Annotated in this window: 16 protein-coding genes; 6 read left to right on the top strand and 10 right to left on the bottom strand. The window is 66.7% G+C overall.

The features are described 5' to 3' along the window. Nucleotides 1-82: 82 nt before the first annotated feature. From ACO056_RS10805 to ACO056_RS10785, 5 genes are read right to left on the bottom strand one after another with little or no spacing between them, the layout of a single operon-like run. Nucleotides 83-1,066 (bottom strand): NADPH:quinone reductase, encoded by a 984-nt coding sequence (locus ACO056_RS10805; RefSeq protein ID WP_421846555.1) that lies wholly within the window; start codon nt 1,064-1,066, stop codon nt 83-85. Further along, complete coding sequence (locus tag ACO056_RS10800; protein WP_421846553.1) at nt 1,066-1,863, bottom strand: SDR family oxidoreductase; 798 nt, start codon at nt 1,861-1,863, stop codon at nt 1,066-1,068. Before ACO056_RS10800 ends, ACO056_RS10805 begins: the two co-directional genes overlap by 1 nt. Before the next feature lie 28 nt (nt 1,864-1,891). Further along, on the bottom strand, nt 1,892-2,008 hold the full coding sequence (cydX, locus tag ACO056_RS10795; RefSeq protein ID WP_298170350.1) for a cytochrome bd-I oxidase subunit CydX: 117 nt from the start codon (nt 2,006-2,008) through the stop codon (nt 1,892-1,894). A 14-nt stretch (nt 2,009-2,022) separates the two neighbouring features. Then, the gene (gene cydB / locus ACO056_RS10790; RefSeq protein WP_421846551.1) at nt 2,023-3,171 is read right to left on the bottom strand and encodes a cytochrome d ubiquinol oxidase subunit II; all 1,149 of its coding nucleotides are present in this window, start codon (nt 3,169-3,171) and stop codon (nt 2,023-2,025) included. A gap of 12 nt (nt 3,172-3,183) precedes the next feature. After that, nucleotides 3,184-4,773: a cytochrome ubiquinol oxidase subunit I gene (locus ACO056_RS10785; protein ID WP_421846549.1), complete on the bottom strand. Its 1,590-nt coding sequence runs from the start codon at nt 4,771-4,773 to the stop codon at nt 3,184-3,186. 84 nt (nt 4,774-4,857) lie between these two features. On the opposite strand from ACO056_RS10785, the gene ACO056_RS10780 reads away from it, so the two are divergent. From ACO056_RS10780 to ACO056_RS10770, 3 genes are all read left to right on the top strand, one after another. Further along, nucleotides 4,858-6,390 (top strand): ATP-binding cassette domain-containing protein, encoded by a 1,533-nt coding sequence (locus ACO056_RS10780; RefSeq protein WP_421846547.1) that lies wholly within the window; start codon nt 4,858-4,860, stop codon nt 6,388-6,390. Further along, complete coding sequence (locus ACO056_RS10775) at nt 6,387-7,985, top strand: ATP-binding cassette domain-containing protein (RefSeq protein WP_421846545.1); 1,599 nt, start codon at nt 6,387-6,389, stop codon at nt 7,983-7,985. The genes ACO056_RS10780 and ACO056_RS10775 overlap by 4 nt, the downstream gene beginning before the upstream one ends. Before the next feature lie 75 nt (nt 7,986-8,060). After that, nucleotides 8,061-8,414, top strand: coding sequence for an EthD domain-containing protein (locus ACO056_RS10770; RefSeq protein ID WP_421846543.1), 354 nt, complete (start codon nt 8,061-8,063; stop codon nt 8,412-8,414). An 8-nt stretch (nt 8,415-8,422) separates the two neighbouring features. On the opposite strand, the gene ACO056_RS10765 is transcribed toward ACO056_RS10770, so the two are convergent. Continuing rightward, on the bottom strand, nt 8,423-9,088 hold the full coding sequence (locus ACO056_RS10765; protein WP_421846541.1) for a TetR/AcrR family transcriptional regulator: 666 nt from the start codon (nt 9,086-9,088) through the stop codon (nt 8,423-8,425). Between the two features lie 380 nt (nt 9,089-9,468). Here ACO056_RS10765 and ACO056_RS10760 point away from each other — a divergent pair, with 380 nt between their 5' ends. Both ACO056_RS10760 and ACO056_RS10755 read left to right on the top strand, forming a co-directional pair. After that, nucleotides 9,469-11,040, top strand: coding sequence for an alpha-amylase family glycosyl hydrolase (locus ACO056_RS10760; RefSeq protein ID WP_421846539.1), 1,572 nt, complete (start codon nt 9,469-9,471; stop codon nt 11,038-11,040). Further along, the gene (locus ACO056_RS10755; protein ID WP_421846537.1) at nt 11,037-13,220 is read left to right on the top strand and encodes a GH92 family glycosyl hydrolase; all 2,184 of its coding nucleotides are present in this window, start codon (nt 11,037-11,039) and stop codon (nt 13,218-13,220) included. The genes ACO056_RS10760 and ACO056_RS10755 overlap by 4 nt, the downstream gene beginning before the upstream one ends. On the opposite strand, the gene ACO056_RS10750 is transcribed toward ACO056_RS10755, so the two are convergent. Continuing rightward, nucleotides 13,217-14,077, bottom strand: a complete 861-nt coding sequence (locus ACO056_RS10750; RefSeq protein ID WP_421846535.1) for an enoyl-CoA hydratase — start codon at nt 14,075-14,077, stop codon at nt 13,217-13,219. The genes ACO056_RS10755 and ACO056_RS10750 overlap by 4 nt on opposite strands. 134 nt (nt 14,078-14,211) lie before the next feature. Here ACO056_RS10750 and ACO056_RS10745 point away from each other — a divergent pair, with 134 nt between their 5' ends. After that, nucleotides 14,212-15,000, top strand: a complete 789-nt coding sequence (locus ACO056_RS10745; protein ID WP_421846533.1) for an SDR family oxidoreductase — start codon at nt 14,212-14,214, stop codon at nt 14,998-15,000. Here ACO056_RS10745 and ACO056_RS10740 read toward each other — a convergent pair. The 3 genes from ACO056_RS10740 to ACO056_RS10730 all read right to left on the bottom strand — a co-directional run bounded on the left by ACO056_RS10740 (nt 14,997) and on the right by ACO056_RS10730 (nt 18,763). Further along, nucleotides 14,997-16,721, bottom strand: coding sequence for an N-acyl-D-amino-acid deacylase family protein (locus ACO056_RS10740; RefSeq protein WP_421846531.1), 1,725 nt, complete (start codon nt 16,719-16,721; stop codon nt 14,997-14,999). The genes ACO056_RS10745 and ACO056_RS10740 overlap by 4 nt on opposite strands. A gap of 4 nt (nt 16,722-16,725) precedes the next feature. After that, the gene (locus ACO056_RS10735; RefSeq protein WP_421846529.1) at nt 16,726-17,130 is read right to left on the bottom strand and encodes an MAPEG family protein; all 405 of its coding nucleotides are present in this window, start codon (nt 17,128-17,130) and stop codon (nt 16,726-16,728) included. Between the two features lie 76 nt (nt 17,131-17,206). Continuing rightward, nucleotides 17,207-18,763: an acyl-CoA synthetase gene (locus tag ACO056_RS10730; RefSeq protein ID WP_421846527.1), complete on the bottom strand. Its 1,557-nt coding sequence runs from the start codon at nt 18,761-18,763 to the stop codon at nt 17,207-17,209. Nucleotides 18,764-18,810: the final 47 nt, after the last annotated feature.

Genomic DNA, 18,810 nt, shown 5'->3' with positions numbered 1-18,810 from the left:
ATGCGTCGGTTCACGCCGCGCGAATCTGCATGGGATGGGCGATAGGCTGCCCATCCGTCAATTGCGAAAGTCATATGCCGGTTCAGGGGATCGTGATGACAGCATTGCCGATAAGCTTGCCGGACTCCACCGTCTCGTGCGCCCTCGCGCTTTCGGCCAGATCGAACGTCGCGGCAATGGCATGCCGGAGCGCGCCCGCCTCCAGCGCAGCGGTCAGCCTCGCGACCGTCGCCGCGCGTTCCCGTGCTGAAAGCAGGTAGACCAGCAGCATGCGCAAGCTCGCGTGCCGGAACATCAGCGGATAGAACGGGAGCTTGGGTTCGGCCTCCGCCATGGAGCCATAGGCCGCGATCACGCCGCCTTCGCCGAGGACGGCGCTCGTGACCGCCAGATTGCCGCCGAACTCGACTTCGACCACGCGGTCGACAGGCCTGCCCTGATTGGCCGCAAGGATCGCCGCCGCGACATCGCCCTCACGGTAATTCACCACCGCATGCGCGCCTGCCGCCTCGGCGGCGGCTGCCTTCTCAGGTCCGCTCACCGTCGCGATGACCCGCGCGCCGCCCCAGCGAGCAAGCTGGATGGCATAGTGCCCCACTGCGCCCGCACCGCCGGTCACGAGTACCGTCTGCCCGGTCACATCACCATCGGCGAATACAGCATGGCAGGCCGTCGACGCCGGAATGCCGAGGCAGGCTCCGGCCTCAAAGCTGGTCCCCTGCGGCAGCGGCACTGCCTGCGCTTCGGGCAGGCACACGAATTCGGCGCATGTGCCAAACGGCCGCCGCCACGCAGCGTTCCACACCCATACCCGCGACCCGATCCGCGCGGCTGGTACGCCTTCGCCCACCTGGTCGATCTCCCCGGCGCCGTCCGAATGGGGAATGACGCGCGGGAACGCGATGGGGCCGCGCACCCCGGCGCGCGATTTCACATCGGAGGGATTGACGCCCGAAGCGCGCAGGCGGACCCGCACTTCCCCCGGACCCGGCTGCGGATCAGCCACTTCGCCAAGCTGCAGCACCGCGTCGGCAGGGCCGGTTTCTTCGTACCAGACAGCGCGCATCAGGCCTCCATATCCAGTGCCAGGCTTTCCGTATGCCCGTCGATGGCAATCGCCTGCCCGGAAATCCGCGCCCCGGCGGGCGACATCAGATACTGCACCATCGCGGTCACGTCCTCACGCGTCGCGAACGTGCGCAGCGAGGTCTGCCGCTTGTATTCGCGCTCGACCTCTTCGATCGTCAGGCCTCGCTCCGCGGCATCGGCGGCGATCACCCGGTCGATCCGCGGCCCCTCGACACTTCCCGGGCAGATCGCATTGACGCGAATGCCTTCCGGCCCAAGCTCCATCGCCAGCGTCTTGGTCAGCCCGATCAGTGCCCATTTGCTGGCAACATAAGGCCCCCGCAGCGGGCAGCCGAAAAGACCTGCGGTCGAGCTCATCGTGATGATCGCAGAGCCCGGCGCGCGGCGGCGCAGCAGCGGGATGGCGCTGCGGGTCATCAGGAACATGCCATTGAGGTTGATGCCAATCGCGGCGTTCCACGCGTCGATCGGCTGGTCTTCCAGCCGGGCAGTTGGCCCTGCAATCCCCGCATTGTTGACGAGCAGATCGATCCCTGCAGTCCCCCGCGTAAGCAGATCGTCTGCGATCCACGCGTAAAATCGCTCCACCGATGCCGGATCGCTCACGTCGCAGACAGTGGCGGCTATGCCCTCCTGCTGACGCCCAAGGGCCGCGATTGCCGCTTCGTCCCGGTCGCCGGCATAGACCTGCCAGCCATCGGCGCAGAGCGCTTCGGCAATGGCAAGGCCAATGCCGCTCGCCGCAGCCGAAATGACGGCGATGCGCCGCTTCATCCTCCCCTACCCCCGACTTGCGCGCGATTCAGTCCTGCACGGTCCGATCGCCGGCCGGGTCAGAATGAAACTCGTGCCAGATGCCATTGAGGATCGCGACGCTCACGGCAAGACCAAGACCGAGGATCCACGCAAAATACCACATGATGCTTGTTCCTCTCAGTACATGTCGGGGTTCAGGCGGACTTCCTCGGCGCCCACGCGGCCGAACATCACCCGGTATGCCCAGGTGGTGTAGGCGAGCACGATCGGCAGGAAGATCATCACCACCATCAGCATGATGAACAGCGTAAGGTGGCTCGACGAAGCGTTCCACACCGTGAGGCTGGACGCCGGGTCGATGGAGCTGGGCAGGATGAACGGGAACATCGAAAGCCCGACGGTGGCGATGATGCCCACGACCGCGAGCGAAGAACCGCCAAAGGCCAGCGCATCACGGCGCATACGCAGCCCGGCGAGCGCAACTACCGGGCCGAACAGGCCGAGGACCGGCGCGGCCATCATCCAGTGGTGCTCCGCAAAGTTATCAAGCCACGCACCCGGCGCCGCCACAGCGCGGGCAAGATGGGGGTTCGAAGGGCCAGCCGTATCCACCAGTTCCGCCATGCGGAACCCAAGTCCTCCCAGGACGACAAAGGCGCCGCCCGCGGCAAACAGCACCAGCGCCGCCGCCGCCGCAATCGCGCCAAAGCGCCGCGCGCGAAACTGGACCGGGCCCGGTTCCAGCTTCATTGCCAGCCAGCCTGCGCCGTGCATCGTGAGCATCGCCACCGAAAGCAGCCCGGTCAGCAGGGCAAACGGAGTGAACAGGCCAAGCAGCGAGCCCTCGTAAAAACTACGCAGATCGCCATCGAGGCGGAACGGCGCGCCAAGCAGCACGTTGCCCACCGCCACGCCAAAGACCAGCGCCGGGACCAGTCCGCCGGTGAACAGCGCCCAGTCCCACCGCGCGCGCCATGCCGGATCAGGCCGCTTGGAGCGGTACTTGAAGCCCACCGGACGCAGGATCAGCGCACCAAGCACGAGGAACATGGCAAGGTAGAAGCCCGAGAAGCTTACCGCATAGACATAAGGCCAGGCCGCGAATATGGCCCCGCCGCCGAGGATGAACCACACCTGGTTGCCTTCCCAAGTCGCGCTCACGGTGTTGATCACCATGCGCCGTTCAAGGTCATTCCGGGCGACAAAAGGCAGCAGCGCCATCGCGCCAAGATCGAACCCGTCGGTCAGCGCAAAGCCGATCAGCAGCACGCCGATCAGCGCCCACCAGATCAGCCGCAGCGTCTCGTAATCAAGCGGCAGTGCCATCGCGGCTCTCCTTCATTCGGCCGGGACGCTGCGGGACGGGCTCGGCGCGGATGGCGGCGGCACCGGATCGCGGCGCGGCTGCCACGGCGTGTAGCCCTCCGGCCCTTTGCGGATCGCCGCGACCATGAGCCGCAGTTCGATCACCGCCAGCGCGGAGTAGAGCAAAGTGAACCCGGCGATGGTGGTCCAGATCTGCCAGATGGTCAGACTGGAGGCGCCAAGGAATGTCGGCAGCACCCCGTCGACCGCCCAGGGTTGGCGCCCGATCTCGGCAACCATCCAGCCCAGTTCGATGGCGACCCACGGCAGCGGAATGATCATGACCGCCGCGCGCAGAAACCACTTTGCATCGAACCGGCGCGTGTTGGCAAGGAGCAGCGCGGTCCCGAAGAAACCGATGAACAGGAAGCCGAGCCCCGCCATCCCGCGGAACAGCCAGAACAGGACGGGCACATTGGGCACAGTGGACCAGGCGGCCTTGTCGAGCGCGGCGCTGTCTGCCTTGCGTGGATCGGCAACAAAGCGCTTCAGCAGCAAGGCATAGCCCAGATCGTCCTTCGCGCTTTCGAACTGTGCGCGGGCGGCAAGGTCCTTCGGATTTGCCTTGAGCCGTTCCACCGCGTCATAGGCAACCAGCCCATGTTCGATACGCGTGCGGGCATGGGCGACCAGCGGGTAGATCCCCTCGACCTGCCCCGTCAGGCTCCGCGTGCCGATGATGCCGAGCACGTAGGGAATCTTCACCTCGAACAGCGTTTCGCGCCCGGCGTTGGACGGCAGACCGAACACCGCGATCCCCGCCGGTGCCGGCTCGGTGTGCCATTCGGCCTCCACTGCGGCGAGCTTCATCTTCTGGTTGTCGGTCAGGGTATAGCCGCTCTCGTCCCCCAGGACGACGACCGAGAGCGCCGAGGCAAGCCCGAAGGCGGCGGCCACCGCAAAGCTGCGCTTGGCCAGTTCCAGATGCCGTCCCTTGAGCAGATACCATGCCGAGATACCCAGCACGAACACGCTGGCAGCAACATACCCGGCGCTTACCGTGTGGACGAACTTGGCCTGCGCGACGGGATTGAACACGACATCGTAGAAGTTCGTCACTTCCATGCGCATTGTGATCGGGTTGAACGCGGCGCCGGTGGGATGCTGCATCCAGCCATTGGCGATCAGGATCCACAGCGCCGAAAGATTGGATCCGAGCGCGACCATGAACGTGGTAAAAAGGTGCTGCCGCGCGCTAAGTTTGTCCCAGCCGAAGAACATGAGCCCCACGAAGGTCGCTTCGAGGAAGAAAGCCATCAGCCCCTCGATCGCAAGCGGCGCGCCGAATATGTCGCCGACATAATGCGAGTAGTAGGACCAGTTGGTGCCGAACTCGAACTCCATGGTGAGGCCCGTCGCCACGCCAAGCACGAAGTTGATCCCGAAGAGCTTGCCCCAGAAACGGGTGATATCCCGCCAGATCGGGCGGTCGGTCATCACATAGACGCTTTCCATGATGACCAGAATGAACGACAAGCCGAGCGTGAGCGGCACGAACAGGAAATGGTACAGCGCGGTCAATGCGAACTGCAGCCGGGAAAGCTCCACCACTGCCATATCCATCGCATGTGCCCTTTCTCGGCCTGATCGCGGCAGCGTGTCCGAGTCTGACGCGGCCGTCGGCGGCAAATTAAACGATTCCAAATCATGAGGATACCCAAAGCAGCAGGGCTTGCCTGGACTTCCGATATAGTTGGCGCTGCAGTGTTTGCCTGGGGCGTCGCCACGGCGCTGGAAACAAGGCTTGCGGGGGGCACAGCGACTGCTCTGGTAACCGGCGCGGTGATGGTCGTTATCGGCGGTTTGCTCAGGCTAGCCAGCCAGTATGGCGCGCAAGTGCTGGGCTTTGACCAGGGACGCGCGCTGGCGCAAGCGCGCCGCGCCGCACTTTTTCCACGTCTGCTGGGCATTGCCGGCCCCGGCGCCCCCGCGCTCGGCGCGACGGCGACACTGGGGATCGACCACATCGCCGCCGAACAGGTGCGCGCCGCGCGGTTCGATCCGGTGCGCCAGTCCGCAACGCTGGCCCCCATCCTCGTCGTGGTCGTGGTCGCCTTCCAGAGCAGAGTGGCCGCGCTGATCCTGTTTGCCACTCTGGTCCCGTTCGTGATCGGCATGATCCTCGCCGGGGGGGCTGCCCGGCAGGCTGCAGACCGGCAGATGGCGGCGATCACCGCGCTTTCGGCGCTCTATGTCGACCGGATCCGCCGCCTGCCGATCATCCGCCATTTCGGCGCAGAAGATCGCATTGCCCGGCAGGCCGGCAGCGCCGCCGAGGACGTCGCCGAGCGGACCATTGCAGTGCTGAGGGCCGCGTTCCTTTCGAGCGCCGTGCTCGAATTCTTCGCCGCGCTGAGTGTCGCGCTGGTTGCGGTCTATTGCGGCTTCAGCCTGCTTGGCCTGCTGCCCTTCCCCGCGCCCGAGCATCTCGACTACCGCGCGGCGTTCTTCGTGCTGGTGATGGCGCCGGAATTCTACCTGCCGATGCGCCGCCTTGCTGCTGCCTACCACGAGAAGCAGCTTGGCGAAGCTGCGGAGGCAGCACTCGCAGAAGTGCCGGAACCCGTGGCCCATCCCAGCGCCTCCGAACATGTCGCACTGCACGATGTCGTCGTCGCATGGCCGGGTCATCGCATTGGTCCGATCAGCTTCGAACTTGGCCGAACCGGCCTCGTCTGCGTGACGGGGCCAACCGGAAGCGGCAAGACCAGCCTGCTCGCCGCAATCGCCGGGCAGGTCGCGCCGAGCGAAGGTTCGCTCGCAACCTTGCCTGCGCATGCCATCGCATGGGCCGGACAGGTGCCACTGCTGCTGCCGTCAACGCTCGAGGACAACCTGCGACTTGGGCGACCCGGTGCAGAAACAGCGGCTGTGGCCGCGGCGGTACACGCAGTGGGTCTGGGCACGCTGCTCGAGCGGCGGGCGGACGGCCTCGCGACAATGATCGACCACAACGCCGGCTGGCTCTCGGGCGGCGAGCGGCGGCGGGTGGGCCTCGCCCGTGCGCTGATCGCGGACCGCGCCCTGCTGCTGGCGGATGAACCGACCGCCGACCTCGACGCGGCGAGCGCCGAACAGATCGTCGCGCTGCTCGTGGCCGAAGCGACCCGGCGCGCAGTGATCGTGGCAACGCACGACGAGCGGCTGGTTGCCGCCGCCGACCGGATCATCGCGCTATGATCGCCGCACGCTTCCCTCTTCCCCTGCCGCCGCGCGTGGGGGGCCGGATCACGATTGCGTTCCTCGCCGCGCTGGCCGCCGGAGTGGCCGGGCTCGCCTTGCTGGGGGTTTCGGGCTGGTTCCTGACCGGTGCCGCGCTCGCCGGTGCAAGCGGCGCGGCGGGCGCGGCGGCCTTCAATTACTTGCTGCCAAGCGCGGCAATCCGCGCGCTCGCGGTGGTGCGCACCACGGCGCGCTACGGCGAACGGCTGTGGTCGCATGAGGCGGCGCTCCATGCGCTGGCCGGGCTGCGCGGCACGCTGTTCACCCGGCTCGCCCATGCTGATGGCCGCAGCGCGCCAGACCTGTCGGGCGGAGACGCCAGCGCGCGGCTGATCGGCGATATCGCCGCACTGGAAGACCTCGTCGTGCGGCGCCCCGGCATTCCGGCGTCCATCGGCACGGCGCTGGTCGGGCTTGCAGCGGTCATGCTGGCAGGGTGGCAGGCAGCGCTGCTACTGACCGCCGTGCTCGTCCTTCTGCTTGCGGCGCTGGCGCTGCTGCCGCCCCGCCTGAGCGCTGCGCCCGCGGCCGAAGCAGCCGCTGCCGTGGCCCGTCTGCGCCGCATGCTGGTGGACTACGCCGCAGCGCGCAGCGAAATCATCACCTACAGCCTTGCGGACCACATCACCGCGCTGCTGACCACCGAGGCGGACTTGCTCGACAAGGCACAGCGCCGGCTGACCCTCATCGAGGCGGCCAGCAGCGGTGCACTTGTCCTGGGCAGCGCGCTGGCCGCCGCGACGACTCTGCTGGCAAGCACCGCCGCGCCGCCGCTGACCGCGCTGGCCGTGCTGGCTGCGACCGCCAGTATCGAGGCCGTTGCCGCGATTGCCCGCTCGAGCGCGCGTGAGGCAGCGGTGGCCGAAGGTACCGCAAGGTTGCGCGTCCTGCTCACTCTGCCTGCCCCGACCGGCGAAGCCGCCTCGCCGGTCCTTGCGCCGCAGCCGCTTGCCCTCGGTACATCGCCCTACGCGCCCGGGAGCCGCATCGCGCTGACCGGGCCTTCGGGATCTGGCAAGACGCAAGTGATCGAGGCGCTGGCAGGCCTGCGCTCGCCATTCCACGCCCTTGCGCTGGGCGGCACGCCCCTCGGCGACCTGCCGAGCGCCCCAATCCGCGCGCAGATCGCGCTGGCACCGCAGGAGCCGATGCTGATCGCCGGGACCGTTGCCGACAACTTGCGCATTGCCCGCCCGGGGCTTGACGCAGCCGCGATGGAGCAGGCGCTGCGCACGGCGCAGCTCTGGCCTCGGATCGCGCGCATGCCGCAAGGGCTCGATACGGTGCTGGGCGAAGACGGCGGCGTGCTTTCAGGTGGAGAGCGCAAGCGGCTCTCGATCGCCCGGGCGCTGCTTGCAGAGAGACCCTGGCTGCTGCTCGACGAGCCGAGCGAAGGACTGGACGCCGCGACCGAGGCCGCGCTGGTCGAAGCGCTGCGGGGCTGGTTGGACACGCGCGGTGCGGGGCTGGTGATTGCCTCGCACCGTCCGGCGCCGCTGGCGCTGGCCAGCGACGCGCTCCCGGTCGAGACGATCCCTCTCCTTCGCGCCTAGCCTATTCGTCAGCCGCCGCCGCGCGCTGCATCGGATAGACTTGCCGCCGGTACCGCCACAATGAGGGAAACCGGCATGACAATCACCATCCTGACCCTGCTCAAGCGCCGGCCAGACATGAGCAAGGCCGATTTCATCGCCTATTACGAAACCCATCACCGCCTGATCGGTGAGAAAGTGCTCGGTCCCTGGGCGATCCGTTACGAGCGCAAGCACCTCCATCCCATGGACGGCACCGATGTGGACCACGATTTCGATGTGGCGATGGAAATCGAATTTGCCGACGAGGAAACCATGACGGCGTGCTTTGCCGCGATGGCCGATCCCGAGACGCGGCGCGAGATCACCGAGGACGAAGAGCGCCTGTTCGATCGGCCGCGCATGCGCGTTTACCGCGTGGAACGCCACTGTTCCGAGATGCCGGGCTGAGCGGTGCCTCAGAACACCAGCGTGCCGGCGTAGACCTGGCGCAGCACTTCGTTTGACAAGCGCTGCGCCCGCCGCGTTCGCGCTTCGCCAAATACCGGCTGTTGCAGCAGCAGGCCCATATGCAGCACGTTCACGAAGTCGCTGGCGAGCTTCATCTGCTCCCACTGATCACGCCAGTGCGGGAATGCCTCGATCATCTCGGCGATCCACACTTCGTCGTAGCGGCGGGCAACCGGACCGAAGAACTGATCGAGCTCGGCATCGGTCCGCGCTGCGACCGCAAGTTCGAGATAGGCCGCATATTCCCGCGTCTGCACACTGCGCCAGTGCGATGCTGTCGCGATCTCGAGCCGCTCGGCCTCGGTAGCATGCTCCATCTTGGCGAGATAATCTTCCAGAAACAGGCGCATCCGTTCGAAGAATACATGTTCGACAACCGCGCCGACCAGATCCATTCGCGTGGGGAAATGGTGGTGCATCGCGCCGCGTGAGACGCGGGTGCGCTCTGCCACTGCCTGCGTGGAGAGGCCGGAATAGCCGCCTTCGACGAGGCAATCGATCGCCGCTTCCACAATGCGCAGCCGCGTGCGCGCGCTCTTTTGCTGCTGCCAGCGGACCGGCTGCGCGTCATGCCCGGCCGGAAGCAGGGCATGCAGCACGCGCTGCTTCGTCATCGCTCCTGTCACTGGCTCGCCCCCGCCACGCTTGCGCCCCTTTTGCAGCAAGGCTCGATATCCTCCCGACCGCAGCGCAATCCTACTCCTTCGATCCCCGGCCAGCCAGCAGCATCTTGCGGAGCGCCAATGGGCCGGCTCAGAAGGCGGCGCGCAGTGAACACGACAAGGACTTGATAGATAATCGCAGGAATTCTCGCAATCGTCCCCGATGATATCCGTCCGCGCGATGGGTAAAGTCATGGCCGCAGTCCGAACTTCGGCGACCGGCCACATTCGGTGATGACAACGATCCATATCGATGCGGAGAGAACCGTGGCGGACCCCATCAACACCCTGCAGCAGACCGATCTGTCGCCGCTTGGCGGTGCAGGCCTGCGATGAGGTGGAAGATCATCCTCGCCGCGCTGCTGGCCTGCGCGGCTCCCGCAGAAGCGCGGGAGCTTCGGCCCGCGTCACTGCCGCCGGAGATGGTCTACCACATCTTCGTGCGCAGCTTTGCCGATAGCAACGGTGACCGGCAAGGCGATCTTGCCGGCATCCGCCAGCGGCTTGGCTATCTGCAGCGGCTGGGGGTTACGACGATCATGCTCACCCCGCTCTACCCCTCACAGTTCTACCATAACTACTTCGCCGATGATTTCGCAGGCATCGATCCCGAGTTCGGCACGAAGCAGGATTTCGCCGCGCTGGTGCGCGCTGTGCATGGGCGAGGGATGAAGATCATCCTCGACGAGGAAATCCAGTACGTGTCCGACCGGCATCTGTGGCGGACATCTTCGGCCGGGCAGCCTGAAAGCCCCTACAGCCGCTTCCTGCTCTACCGCGACGCGCAGAACCGTGTGCCGGTGCCGACCCTGCTGGGCACCAACGCCTTCACTGTCTGGCCCGGGCAGCAGCGACAGGTCTTCACCGTCAATCTCGCGGAGCCCAAGGTCCAGGCCTGGTTTGCGCACTATCTCGCCGATTGGGCCGATCCCGATCACGATGGCGATCTGTCGGACGGCGTCGATGGATTCCGGATCGACCACATGATGGACGATCTCGACAATGCGGGCGTGCTGAAGGACCTGCTTGCAGGCTTCTGGGCACCGATCATCACGCGGCTGCATGCGGTCAATCCGAAGCTGCGCTTCATTGCCGAGCAGGCGGACTGGGGCGACGGCGCGGACTTCTTCAGCAAGGGCCGAGTCGATCTGGTGTTCGCCTTTCCGATCTGGAGCGCGGCGGGCAAGCTTGATGCGACGGGCTTTGCTGCGGCCATTACCCGATCGAACGTGGTCATACCGCCCGGGCGCAGCCAGCTCGTCTTCACCGAGAACCATGATACGCCGCGCTTTGCGCATGGCGCCGCGCGGCGGGCAGAGATCCTGCGGCTGGGCGCGGCGATCACCATGCTGACAGGGTGGGTCCCGAGCCTCTATTACGGGCAGGAGATCGGCATGTCGGGCACGCAGACCGATGACTACGCCGCCAAAGGCGACCAGCCCGCCAACGCCGACGCGCGCGATATTCCGCTGCGGCAGGCGTTCCGCTGGGTGCCTGATCCGATGGCAGCCGGGAATGCCGCCTGGTACCGCGCCTTTCCCGAGGCCTATCACACGCCCGACAGCAACGTGCCGGGCGACGGCGCCTCCGTGGCCGAGCAGGATGGCAAGCCGGGCTCGCTGCTGAGCACCTATGGCACGCTGGCAGTGTTGCGGGCGCGCTGGCCTGCGCTGGCAAGGGGCGCGACGCGGGTGGTAGCGCAGCAGGGCAACCTCGTGTTGATCGAGCGGCATGCCGGGGCGAGCAAAGCGTTGGTGTTGTTCAACTTCAGCGGCGAGACCGAGCGCGCCAACATGCCCCTGCCCCGCAGCGCAGTGCGGCGCTACGGGGCGGCGCATTCGGGCGGCGGCACATCCCTCGTCGCCCCGCCCTACTCCGCGACCGTCTGGACCACCGCGCCATGATTGACCGCCGCCGTATGCTTGCGCTGACCGCATCTGCTTCTGCGCTGCCTTTCGCTGGATCGGTGTCATGGGCGGCCGAGGACCGCGCGGGGCTTGTCGATCCCTTCATCGGCACCGATGGCACCGGCCATACGTTTCCGGGCCCAAGCCGCCCGTTCGGCATGGTCCAGTCCGGGCCGGACAATGCATCTGCAGGCTGGGATTTCACCTCGGGCTACCAGTTCCGCGCGCCGCGCATCCTCGGCTTCTCGCAGAACCGGGCGAGCGGGACGGGCATTCCGGAGCTGGGCGATGTCTTGCTGCAGCCCAGCCTCGAGCGCCGCGAGGACCTTTCGAGCGCCTATGCCAAGGTGAGCGAAGTGGCGCGGCCGGGCTATTACGCGGTCACGCTGGCGGACAACGGCGTGCGGGTGGAAATCACCTCGACCCTGCGCAGCGCGTTCCACCGCTATCGCTTTGCGCGCGGCGGGCGGGTGTGGGTGCTGCTTGATCTGCAGCACGGCCTGACCTTCCGCGCCGACCGTCAGCCAGTGCAGTCGGTCGCCAACAGCTTCAGTGCGGACGGCTTCGAAGGCGAGGCGGTGCGGCAGAACTGGACCACGCGGCATGTCGCGTGGTCGGCCCAGTTTAACCGGCCCATCGCCGAGGCCCTGACTCTGCCGCCGCGCGCCGGGGACGCCGCACCGCGCTATCTGCTGGGCTTCGATCTCAGTGAAGATCGCGCCCTGCAACTGCGCATCGGGCTTTCGACCACCGACCGTGTCGGCGCACGGCGCAACCGCGATGAGCGCGGTGGGTGGGATTTCGATGCGGTCGCCGCAGAGAGCCGCAGCGAATGGAGCACCTTGCTGGACCGGCTCCGCATCTACGCACCGGCACGGCAACAGCGCATTTTCGCGGCCGCGCTCTATCACGCGTTCCTCCACCCTTCGGTCATCAGCGACGTTGACGGGCGCTGGCGCGGGCCGGACGGCACCGTGCGGCAAGTGGCCAAAGGCCTGCGCTATTCGACGCTATCGCTGTGGGACAGCTTCCGCGCGGCCAATCCGCTATACACGCTGCTGGTGCCCGAGCGCGTCGATGATTTCGTGAACACGTTGCTCGATCACTGCGATGCGGCGGGACGGCTGCCGAAATGGCCGATCTGGGGCGGCGAGACCGGCACGATGATCGGCGAGCCCGCGCTGCCGGTGATTGCCGATGCCTGGGCCAAGGGCTTTCGCGGGTTCGATGGCCAGCGCGCGCTGGCGGCGATGGTCGCGACCTCGACGAAGGATGCAAAGCCGATCTATCCGGGCGACGACTCCCTCTCAGTCTGGTCGATCTATGACCGGTTTGGCTACTATCCGTTCGATCTTGTCAGCGGTGAAACGGTCTCGCGCTCGCTCGAAGCCGGGATCGGCGATACCGCAACCGCGCGGATGGCGGCCATGCTGGGCGAGCAGTCCCAGGCCCGGCGATTTGCTGCGCGCGCCGCAGGCTGGCGGCAACTGATTGATCCCGAAACGCACCTTGCCCGCGGGCGCGACAGCAAAGGCTGCTGGCGCACCCCTTTCGATCCGCTGACGCCGACATCTCCGCTCAACAATCCCGGCGATTACACCGAGGCCAATGCCTGGCAATATACCTGGACCCCGGCGCTGCACGACACGCAGGGGCTGATCGAGGCGTGGGGCGGCAAGCCGGGCCTCAAGGCCATGCTGGACCGGTTCTTCTTCGGCCTGCCCGCGACCAAGGGCGCGGAATATCTCGGCCAGGAAGCCATGATCGGGCAATATGCGCACGGCAACGAGCCGAGCCACCACATTGCCTGGCTCTATGCCTTCACCGACAGCCCGGAGACCGGCCACCGCCTCATCGCGCGGATCGCAAAGGACTTCTACCGCGACGCGCCTGCCGGGATCATGGGCAACGAGGACGCCGGGCAGATGAGCGCTTGGTACGTCTTCGCAAGCCTTGGGTTCTATCCGGTCGATCCTGCGAGTGGTGCATATGTAGCCGCGGTGCCGCTGGTCAGCCATGCGACCATCACCGTCCCCGGCCACCGCCCGCTCCAGATCGAGCGTAGAGGAACGGGCGAGAGGCTGAAGGCCTTGCGCCTCGATGGCCAGACCCTGCCGCCCACCCGCATCCCGCATGGCAAGCTGGCGGCCGGTGGAAGACTGGTGTTCGAACTCTAATCCTTGCGGCTCGCGCGCGCCTCGCGCCTGATGATCTCCAGCCCCTCCGGATCGACCAGCTGGCCGTACAGCGCGAAGTTGTTGGCATGGCCGAACTGGTGGAGGTTGAACGCGGACTGGACCGCGTTCCACATCCCTTGCGCGTCCATCGACTGGTTGACGCTCATCTTGGCGGTCTTGAGCCCGATGGCCGGACGCGAGGCGATCTTCTCGGCCATCGCGAGCGTGAAACCCTCCAGCTCCGCGCGCGGGACGACTTCGTTGACCATGCCGAGCGCCTTGGCCTCAACCGCGCCGATCGGCTCGCCGGTAAACAGCATCTGCTTGGCCTTGCGGTGGCCAAGCTCGAAGGCGTGGACGAAGAATTCGTGGCCGTTCATACCGAAGGCGACCACCGGATCGGAGAACTCGGTATCGTCGGCGGCGATGATCAGGTCGAACGGCCAGATCAGCATGAGCCCGCCGGCAATCGCCTTGCCCTGCACCTGAACGATGATCGGCTTGGGCAGATTGCGCCAGCGCCAGCAGAAGCCGAGGTAGACTTCCTGCTCCCGCGACATGTGCCCCTGCGGACCCGGGCTGCGATAGCCGCCGAAGCCCAGGATCGGCGGGCGCAGATCGCCGATGCGAACGCGGTCGCTGAGGTCGTGGCCCGAGGAGAAATTCTTGCCGTCCGCCGCGAAGATCACGACGTTCACCTCGTCATCGTCCATTGCGATATCGAGTGCGTCGTTGATTTCGTAGAGCATGCGCATGCTTTGCGCGTTGTGCTTCTCGGGCCGGGCCAATGTGATCCGGGCGACGCGGGCCGCAGGCCTGTCGTAGCGGATATCCTCGAACTCAGGCATTTCGCTCATCGACGCGTTCCTTTCCTCTCCCGTACGGCCAAGGTCATGCACCGCCAGCGCGGGCCTGTCCGCCCGCATATTCGTCAGTTTACGGACGGTCCACGAGGCGGGATGGCTGGCGGCGAGCGGATGAGGATTTGACGATGGATCTGGGAATTGCCGGCCGCAAGGCGCTGGTCAATGGCGGCAGCGCCGGGATGGGGCGCGGGGCAGCGCTGGCGCTGGCGCGCGAAGGCGCCGAAGTGTTCATTTCCGCGCGCGGCAAAGAGCGGCTCGAAGCGACTTGCGCCGCCCTTGCCGCCGAAACCGGCGCGAAAGTGCATGCAATCGCGGCCGATCATGCCAGCGATGAGGGCCGCGCGGCGATCCTTGCCGCCTGCCCCGATCCCGACATTCTCGTCGCGACATGCGCGCCCCCGCCCTTCACCGGCGATTTCCGCGATGTCTCGCGCGAGGAATTCGAGAAGTCGGTCGCCACCGCGCTGCTGAGCCCGATTGACTACATCAAGGCGGTTTCCGGGCCGATGGTCGAGCGGCGCTGGGGCCGGATCGTCAACATCAGCACCGGCGCGGCCAAGTACCCGGCGGCCATGCGCGTGCTTTCAGGCCCGCCCCGCGCGGCGCTGGCCAACTATTGCCATGCGATCTCAAAGGAGCTGGCGCGCTACAACGTGACGGTAAACTCGGTGCTGCCGGGCATGCACCACACGCCGGGGATCGAGGACATGATGAACCCGCGCGCGGCGGCGAACGGACGCACTTATGACGAGGAAGTCGCGTCCTTCGTGAAAGCGGTGCGCATTCCCGCCGGGCGCTTCGGCGATGCCGAGGACCTTGGCGCACTGGTGGCAATGCTGTGCAGCGCGCAGGCCAGCTTCCTCACCGGCCAGTCGCTGGTGGTGGATGGCGGCATGGGGACTTCGATTTTCTAGGCGGCGGACTGGTACCCCGCCCCGCGGATGAGCTTGCCCGGCCGCGCGCCGGTCGATTGATCGAAGCGCCGGATCACCTCGCCCGCAACGACGGTCGCCTCGTAGCCGCTCGCGCGCTGATGCAGCCGCCGCCCGCCCGCCGGCAGATCGCGCACCACTTCGGGCAAATGCAGCGAGAGGCCGTCGAGGTCGATCACGTTCAGATCGGCACGCGCGCCCACCTTGAGCAAGCCGCGATCATCAAGCCCCACCGCCCGCGCTGCCTTGCGGGTCAGCATATGCACCGCCTCGGCCAACTCCAGCTTGAGCGGCCCCGCGCCCTTCACGAACTGGGTAAGCAGATACGTCGAATAGCTCGCATCGCAGATGGCCCCGTAATGCGCACCGCCATCGCCGAGGCCGGGGACGCAATAAGGATGACGCAGCATCTCGTGGGCGCTGTCCAGCGTGGCGTTCTCATAGTTGCCGAGCGCGGCGAGGAACAGGCCGCGCCCGTTTGTTTCCAGAAGCCGGTCGTAGGCGATCTCCTGCGGCGTGCAGCCCCGTGCGGCAGCTTGCCCTGCCATGCTCCTATGCGCGGGCGGCGCGTAGTCCGGCGGATTGTCGAGCGGGAACAGCCAGCGCCAGTTGCGCGCGAGCGCGTTGAACGGGTGGCCGGGGGCAAAGTCCTCGCTCAGCAGCGCCTCGCGCAGAGAAGGATCGCGCATCGCCGTGACTTGGTCGGGGATCGAAAGGTGCGCGATCTTGCTCCAGCTCGGACAAAGCACGAAGGGATGCACCGTCAGCTCCAGCCCCGCGATCAGCCCGATCGGGCGCGGCATGACCTGCGCGTGGGCCACGCCGCCCGCCGCATTGGTCGCTTCCAGCTTTTCCAGCACGCGCCGCCAGCGCGGCGGCGCATCGTTGCCCGAGGCGAGCGTGAAGGTGGCGGGGCGGCCGCTCGCGGCGATCACCCGCTCGATCACGCGGTATTCCTTGTCCCACCCGACGAAGGCATCGAGCACGACCTGGAACGTCCCCGCGCCAACGTCGCCCATGCCGCGCGTAATGGCTTCCAGCTCGGCGATATCGGCATCGAAGGTGGGGATCGCGCCGCCATCGGCGGTCTTGTGGATCGAGAGGCGCGAGGTGGCAAAGCCGATCGCCCCGGCGCGCATCGCCTCGGCCGTCAGGCGGCGCATGAGGGCAAGGTCATCCTCGGTCGCGGGTTCGCGCGCTGCGCCGCGCGTCCCCATCGCATAGACCCGCAAGGGCGAGTGCGGGAGGTAGGCGGCAACATCGATGTCGCGCTTTCCGGCGGCGACTTTGTCGAGGTATTCGGGGAAAGTCTCCCAATCCCACGCAAGCCCCTCGGTCATCACCACGCCGGGGATGTCCTCCACGCCCTCCATCACGTTGATCAGCATTGCGTGATCGGCCTTGCGGCAGGGCGCGAAGCCGACCCCGCAGTTGCCCATTACCGCCGCCGTCACCCCGTGCGCGGAAGATGGCGAGAGTTCTTCGGCCCAGATACACTGGCCATCGTAATGGGTGTGCACGTCGATGAAGCCGGGGGTGACGATCCGCCCCTTCGCGTCGATTTCCTCACTCCCGCGCCCGCTGAACGCGCCGATGGCGGCAATGCGTCCGCCCGCGATGGCAATGTCGCCCTCGATGAGATCGCCGCCGCTGCCATCGGCGATCGTGCCGCCGCGGATCACCAGATCATAGTCGGCCTGCATGGCCTTAGGCTCCTCTTGCCACGTGAACGATCCCGCCGATCAGCGATCCGAGCACGAATGTGTAGATTGGCGGCATCGAGATATAGAGCGGGATCAGTCGCTTCTCGGCCGCCTGATGATAGCCGCGCGCATAAAGCACCCGCATGAACGGCCAGATCGCGCCGATCCCGGCGGCCCAGTACGGGCTCACCACATAGGCGAACAGCCACATGCCGGGGAGGAACAGCACGAGGTGCTCCAGCGTGTTCTGATGCGCGCGCACATAGCGTTCGTATTCCTCGGGCCCGCTGTGCGAAGGCACCGCGATCTTGAACCGCCCGCGTGCCAGCCCCGCCATCAGCAAGGTGAAGTAGTAGGCCAGCAGCGCCAGCGCGCTGACGATCACGACGTAGACGTATGGATCGACCATGATGCGCGCATCCTCCCCTTGTTTGGCGCCAAGGCTGGCGCAGCGGGCGGTTCGCGGCAACTCGCACTTTTGTGGCCTAGCTCCGGCTCAGCAGTTCTTCCCTGAGCCTGGCCTTCCAGATCTTGTTCGCACCGCTGAGCGGCATCGGCTCGGTCCTGATGTCGAGCGTGCGCGGGCACTTGTAGTGCGCGAGGTGGGCGCGGCAGTGCGCGATCAGTTCGGTTTCGGTGGCGGTCATCCCCGCCTTGAGCGTGGCGACGGCGTGGACGGCTTCGCCCCAGTGATCATGCGGGCGGCCGAAAACCGCGCATTGCGACACCGCCGGGTGCGCCGCCAGCACGTTCTCCACTTCGAGCGAATAGACGTTCTCGCCGCCCGAGATGATCATGTCCTTGAGGCGGTCGACCACATAGAGATAGCCGCGCTCGTCGAAGAAACCGATATCCCCGGTGTGCATCCAGCCGCCGCGCAGCGCTTCGGCGGTGAGGTCCGGGCGGTTCCAGTAGCCCAGCATCACGTTTGGCCCGCGCGCGACGATTTCGCCCGCCTTGCCCGAGGGAAGCGGGCAATCATCGGGATCGACGACCGCGACTTCGGAGAAGAGCACCGGGCGGCCCGCCGAGCGCAGCAGGCCGCTGCCGTGGTTTTCTGGCAAGTGATCGCGGCAGTTGAGGATGGTCACCACGGGCGAAAGCTCGGTCATGCCATAGGACTGCAGGAGGCCGACCTTGGGCAGCGCCGCCATGATCTCCTTCAGCAGCGCCTCGGGCATCGGGGCTGAGCCGTAGGACAGCACGCGGAGCGAGGAAAGGTCCGCGCCCGGCAGCGCCGGATCATCCAGCATCGCGCGCAGCATCGTGGGCACGAACGTGGCATGGGTAACACCGGTGCGCTCGATTTCGGCGATGACTTCAGCTGCCGCAAAGCGCGGGAGGAGCACATGGGTACCGGCGGCATGCGTGACCGAGAACAGGCGCGCGGCCGCCGCCACATGGAACAACGGGCCGTGATGGAGGTGGACGATATCCGGCCCGAAGCCCAGTTCGCCATAGGTGTTCGCGGTGTTGGCGACGAAGTTGGCATGGCTGAGCATCACGCCCTTGGCCGCGCTCGTCGTGCCGCTGGTATACATGAGGACGGCGAGGTCATCATCGCCCCGGCCCTGATCGGGCAGCGGCTGTGCACTGGCGATCAGGCCTTCAAGCGAGAGCATGCCCTCACCCGGCTTCCCGTCTCCCGAGTGGATCAGCACGGTCGAACCGCCCGCAGAAGCCAGCAGCTCCTCGCGCCAGTCGCAGAAATCATCGCCGAGCACGATCACGTCGGGCTTGCAGTCCGCCACCTGATCGCACAGTTCGCCCAGCGCCAGACGGTGGTTGAGCGGCGTTATCGCGCCGCCCGCATGGATCGCCGCGAAGAAGCATTCTAGCGAGCGGTGGCTGTTGAGCGACAGCAGAACAACCCGTCCGCCCTGCCTGAGGCCGCGCGCAGCAAACGCCCCGGCAAGGCGGGCAACCCGGTCCGCAAAAGCATTCCAGCTGAACGACTTGGCGCCATCGATGACAGCCACGCCGTCGCCGCGCATGTGCACCGCACGGCGCAGGGCCTGACCCAGACTGACCGCCTTGTTCACTCGCCAGATCTCCCGTTCGCGCGGCCTGCCCGGCCGGTGTTGGCCCC

The organism is Novosphingobium sp. (assembly GCF_965228995.1).
Classification (GTDB): Bacteria; Pseudomonadota; Alphaproteobacteria; order Sphingomonadales; family Sphingomonadaceae; genus Novosphingobium.
The sequence above is the reverse complement of the archived record's forward strand: the minus strand, read 5'-3'. Positions and strand labels throughout refer to the sequence as shown.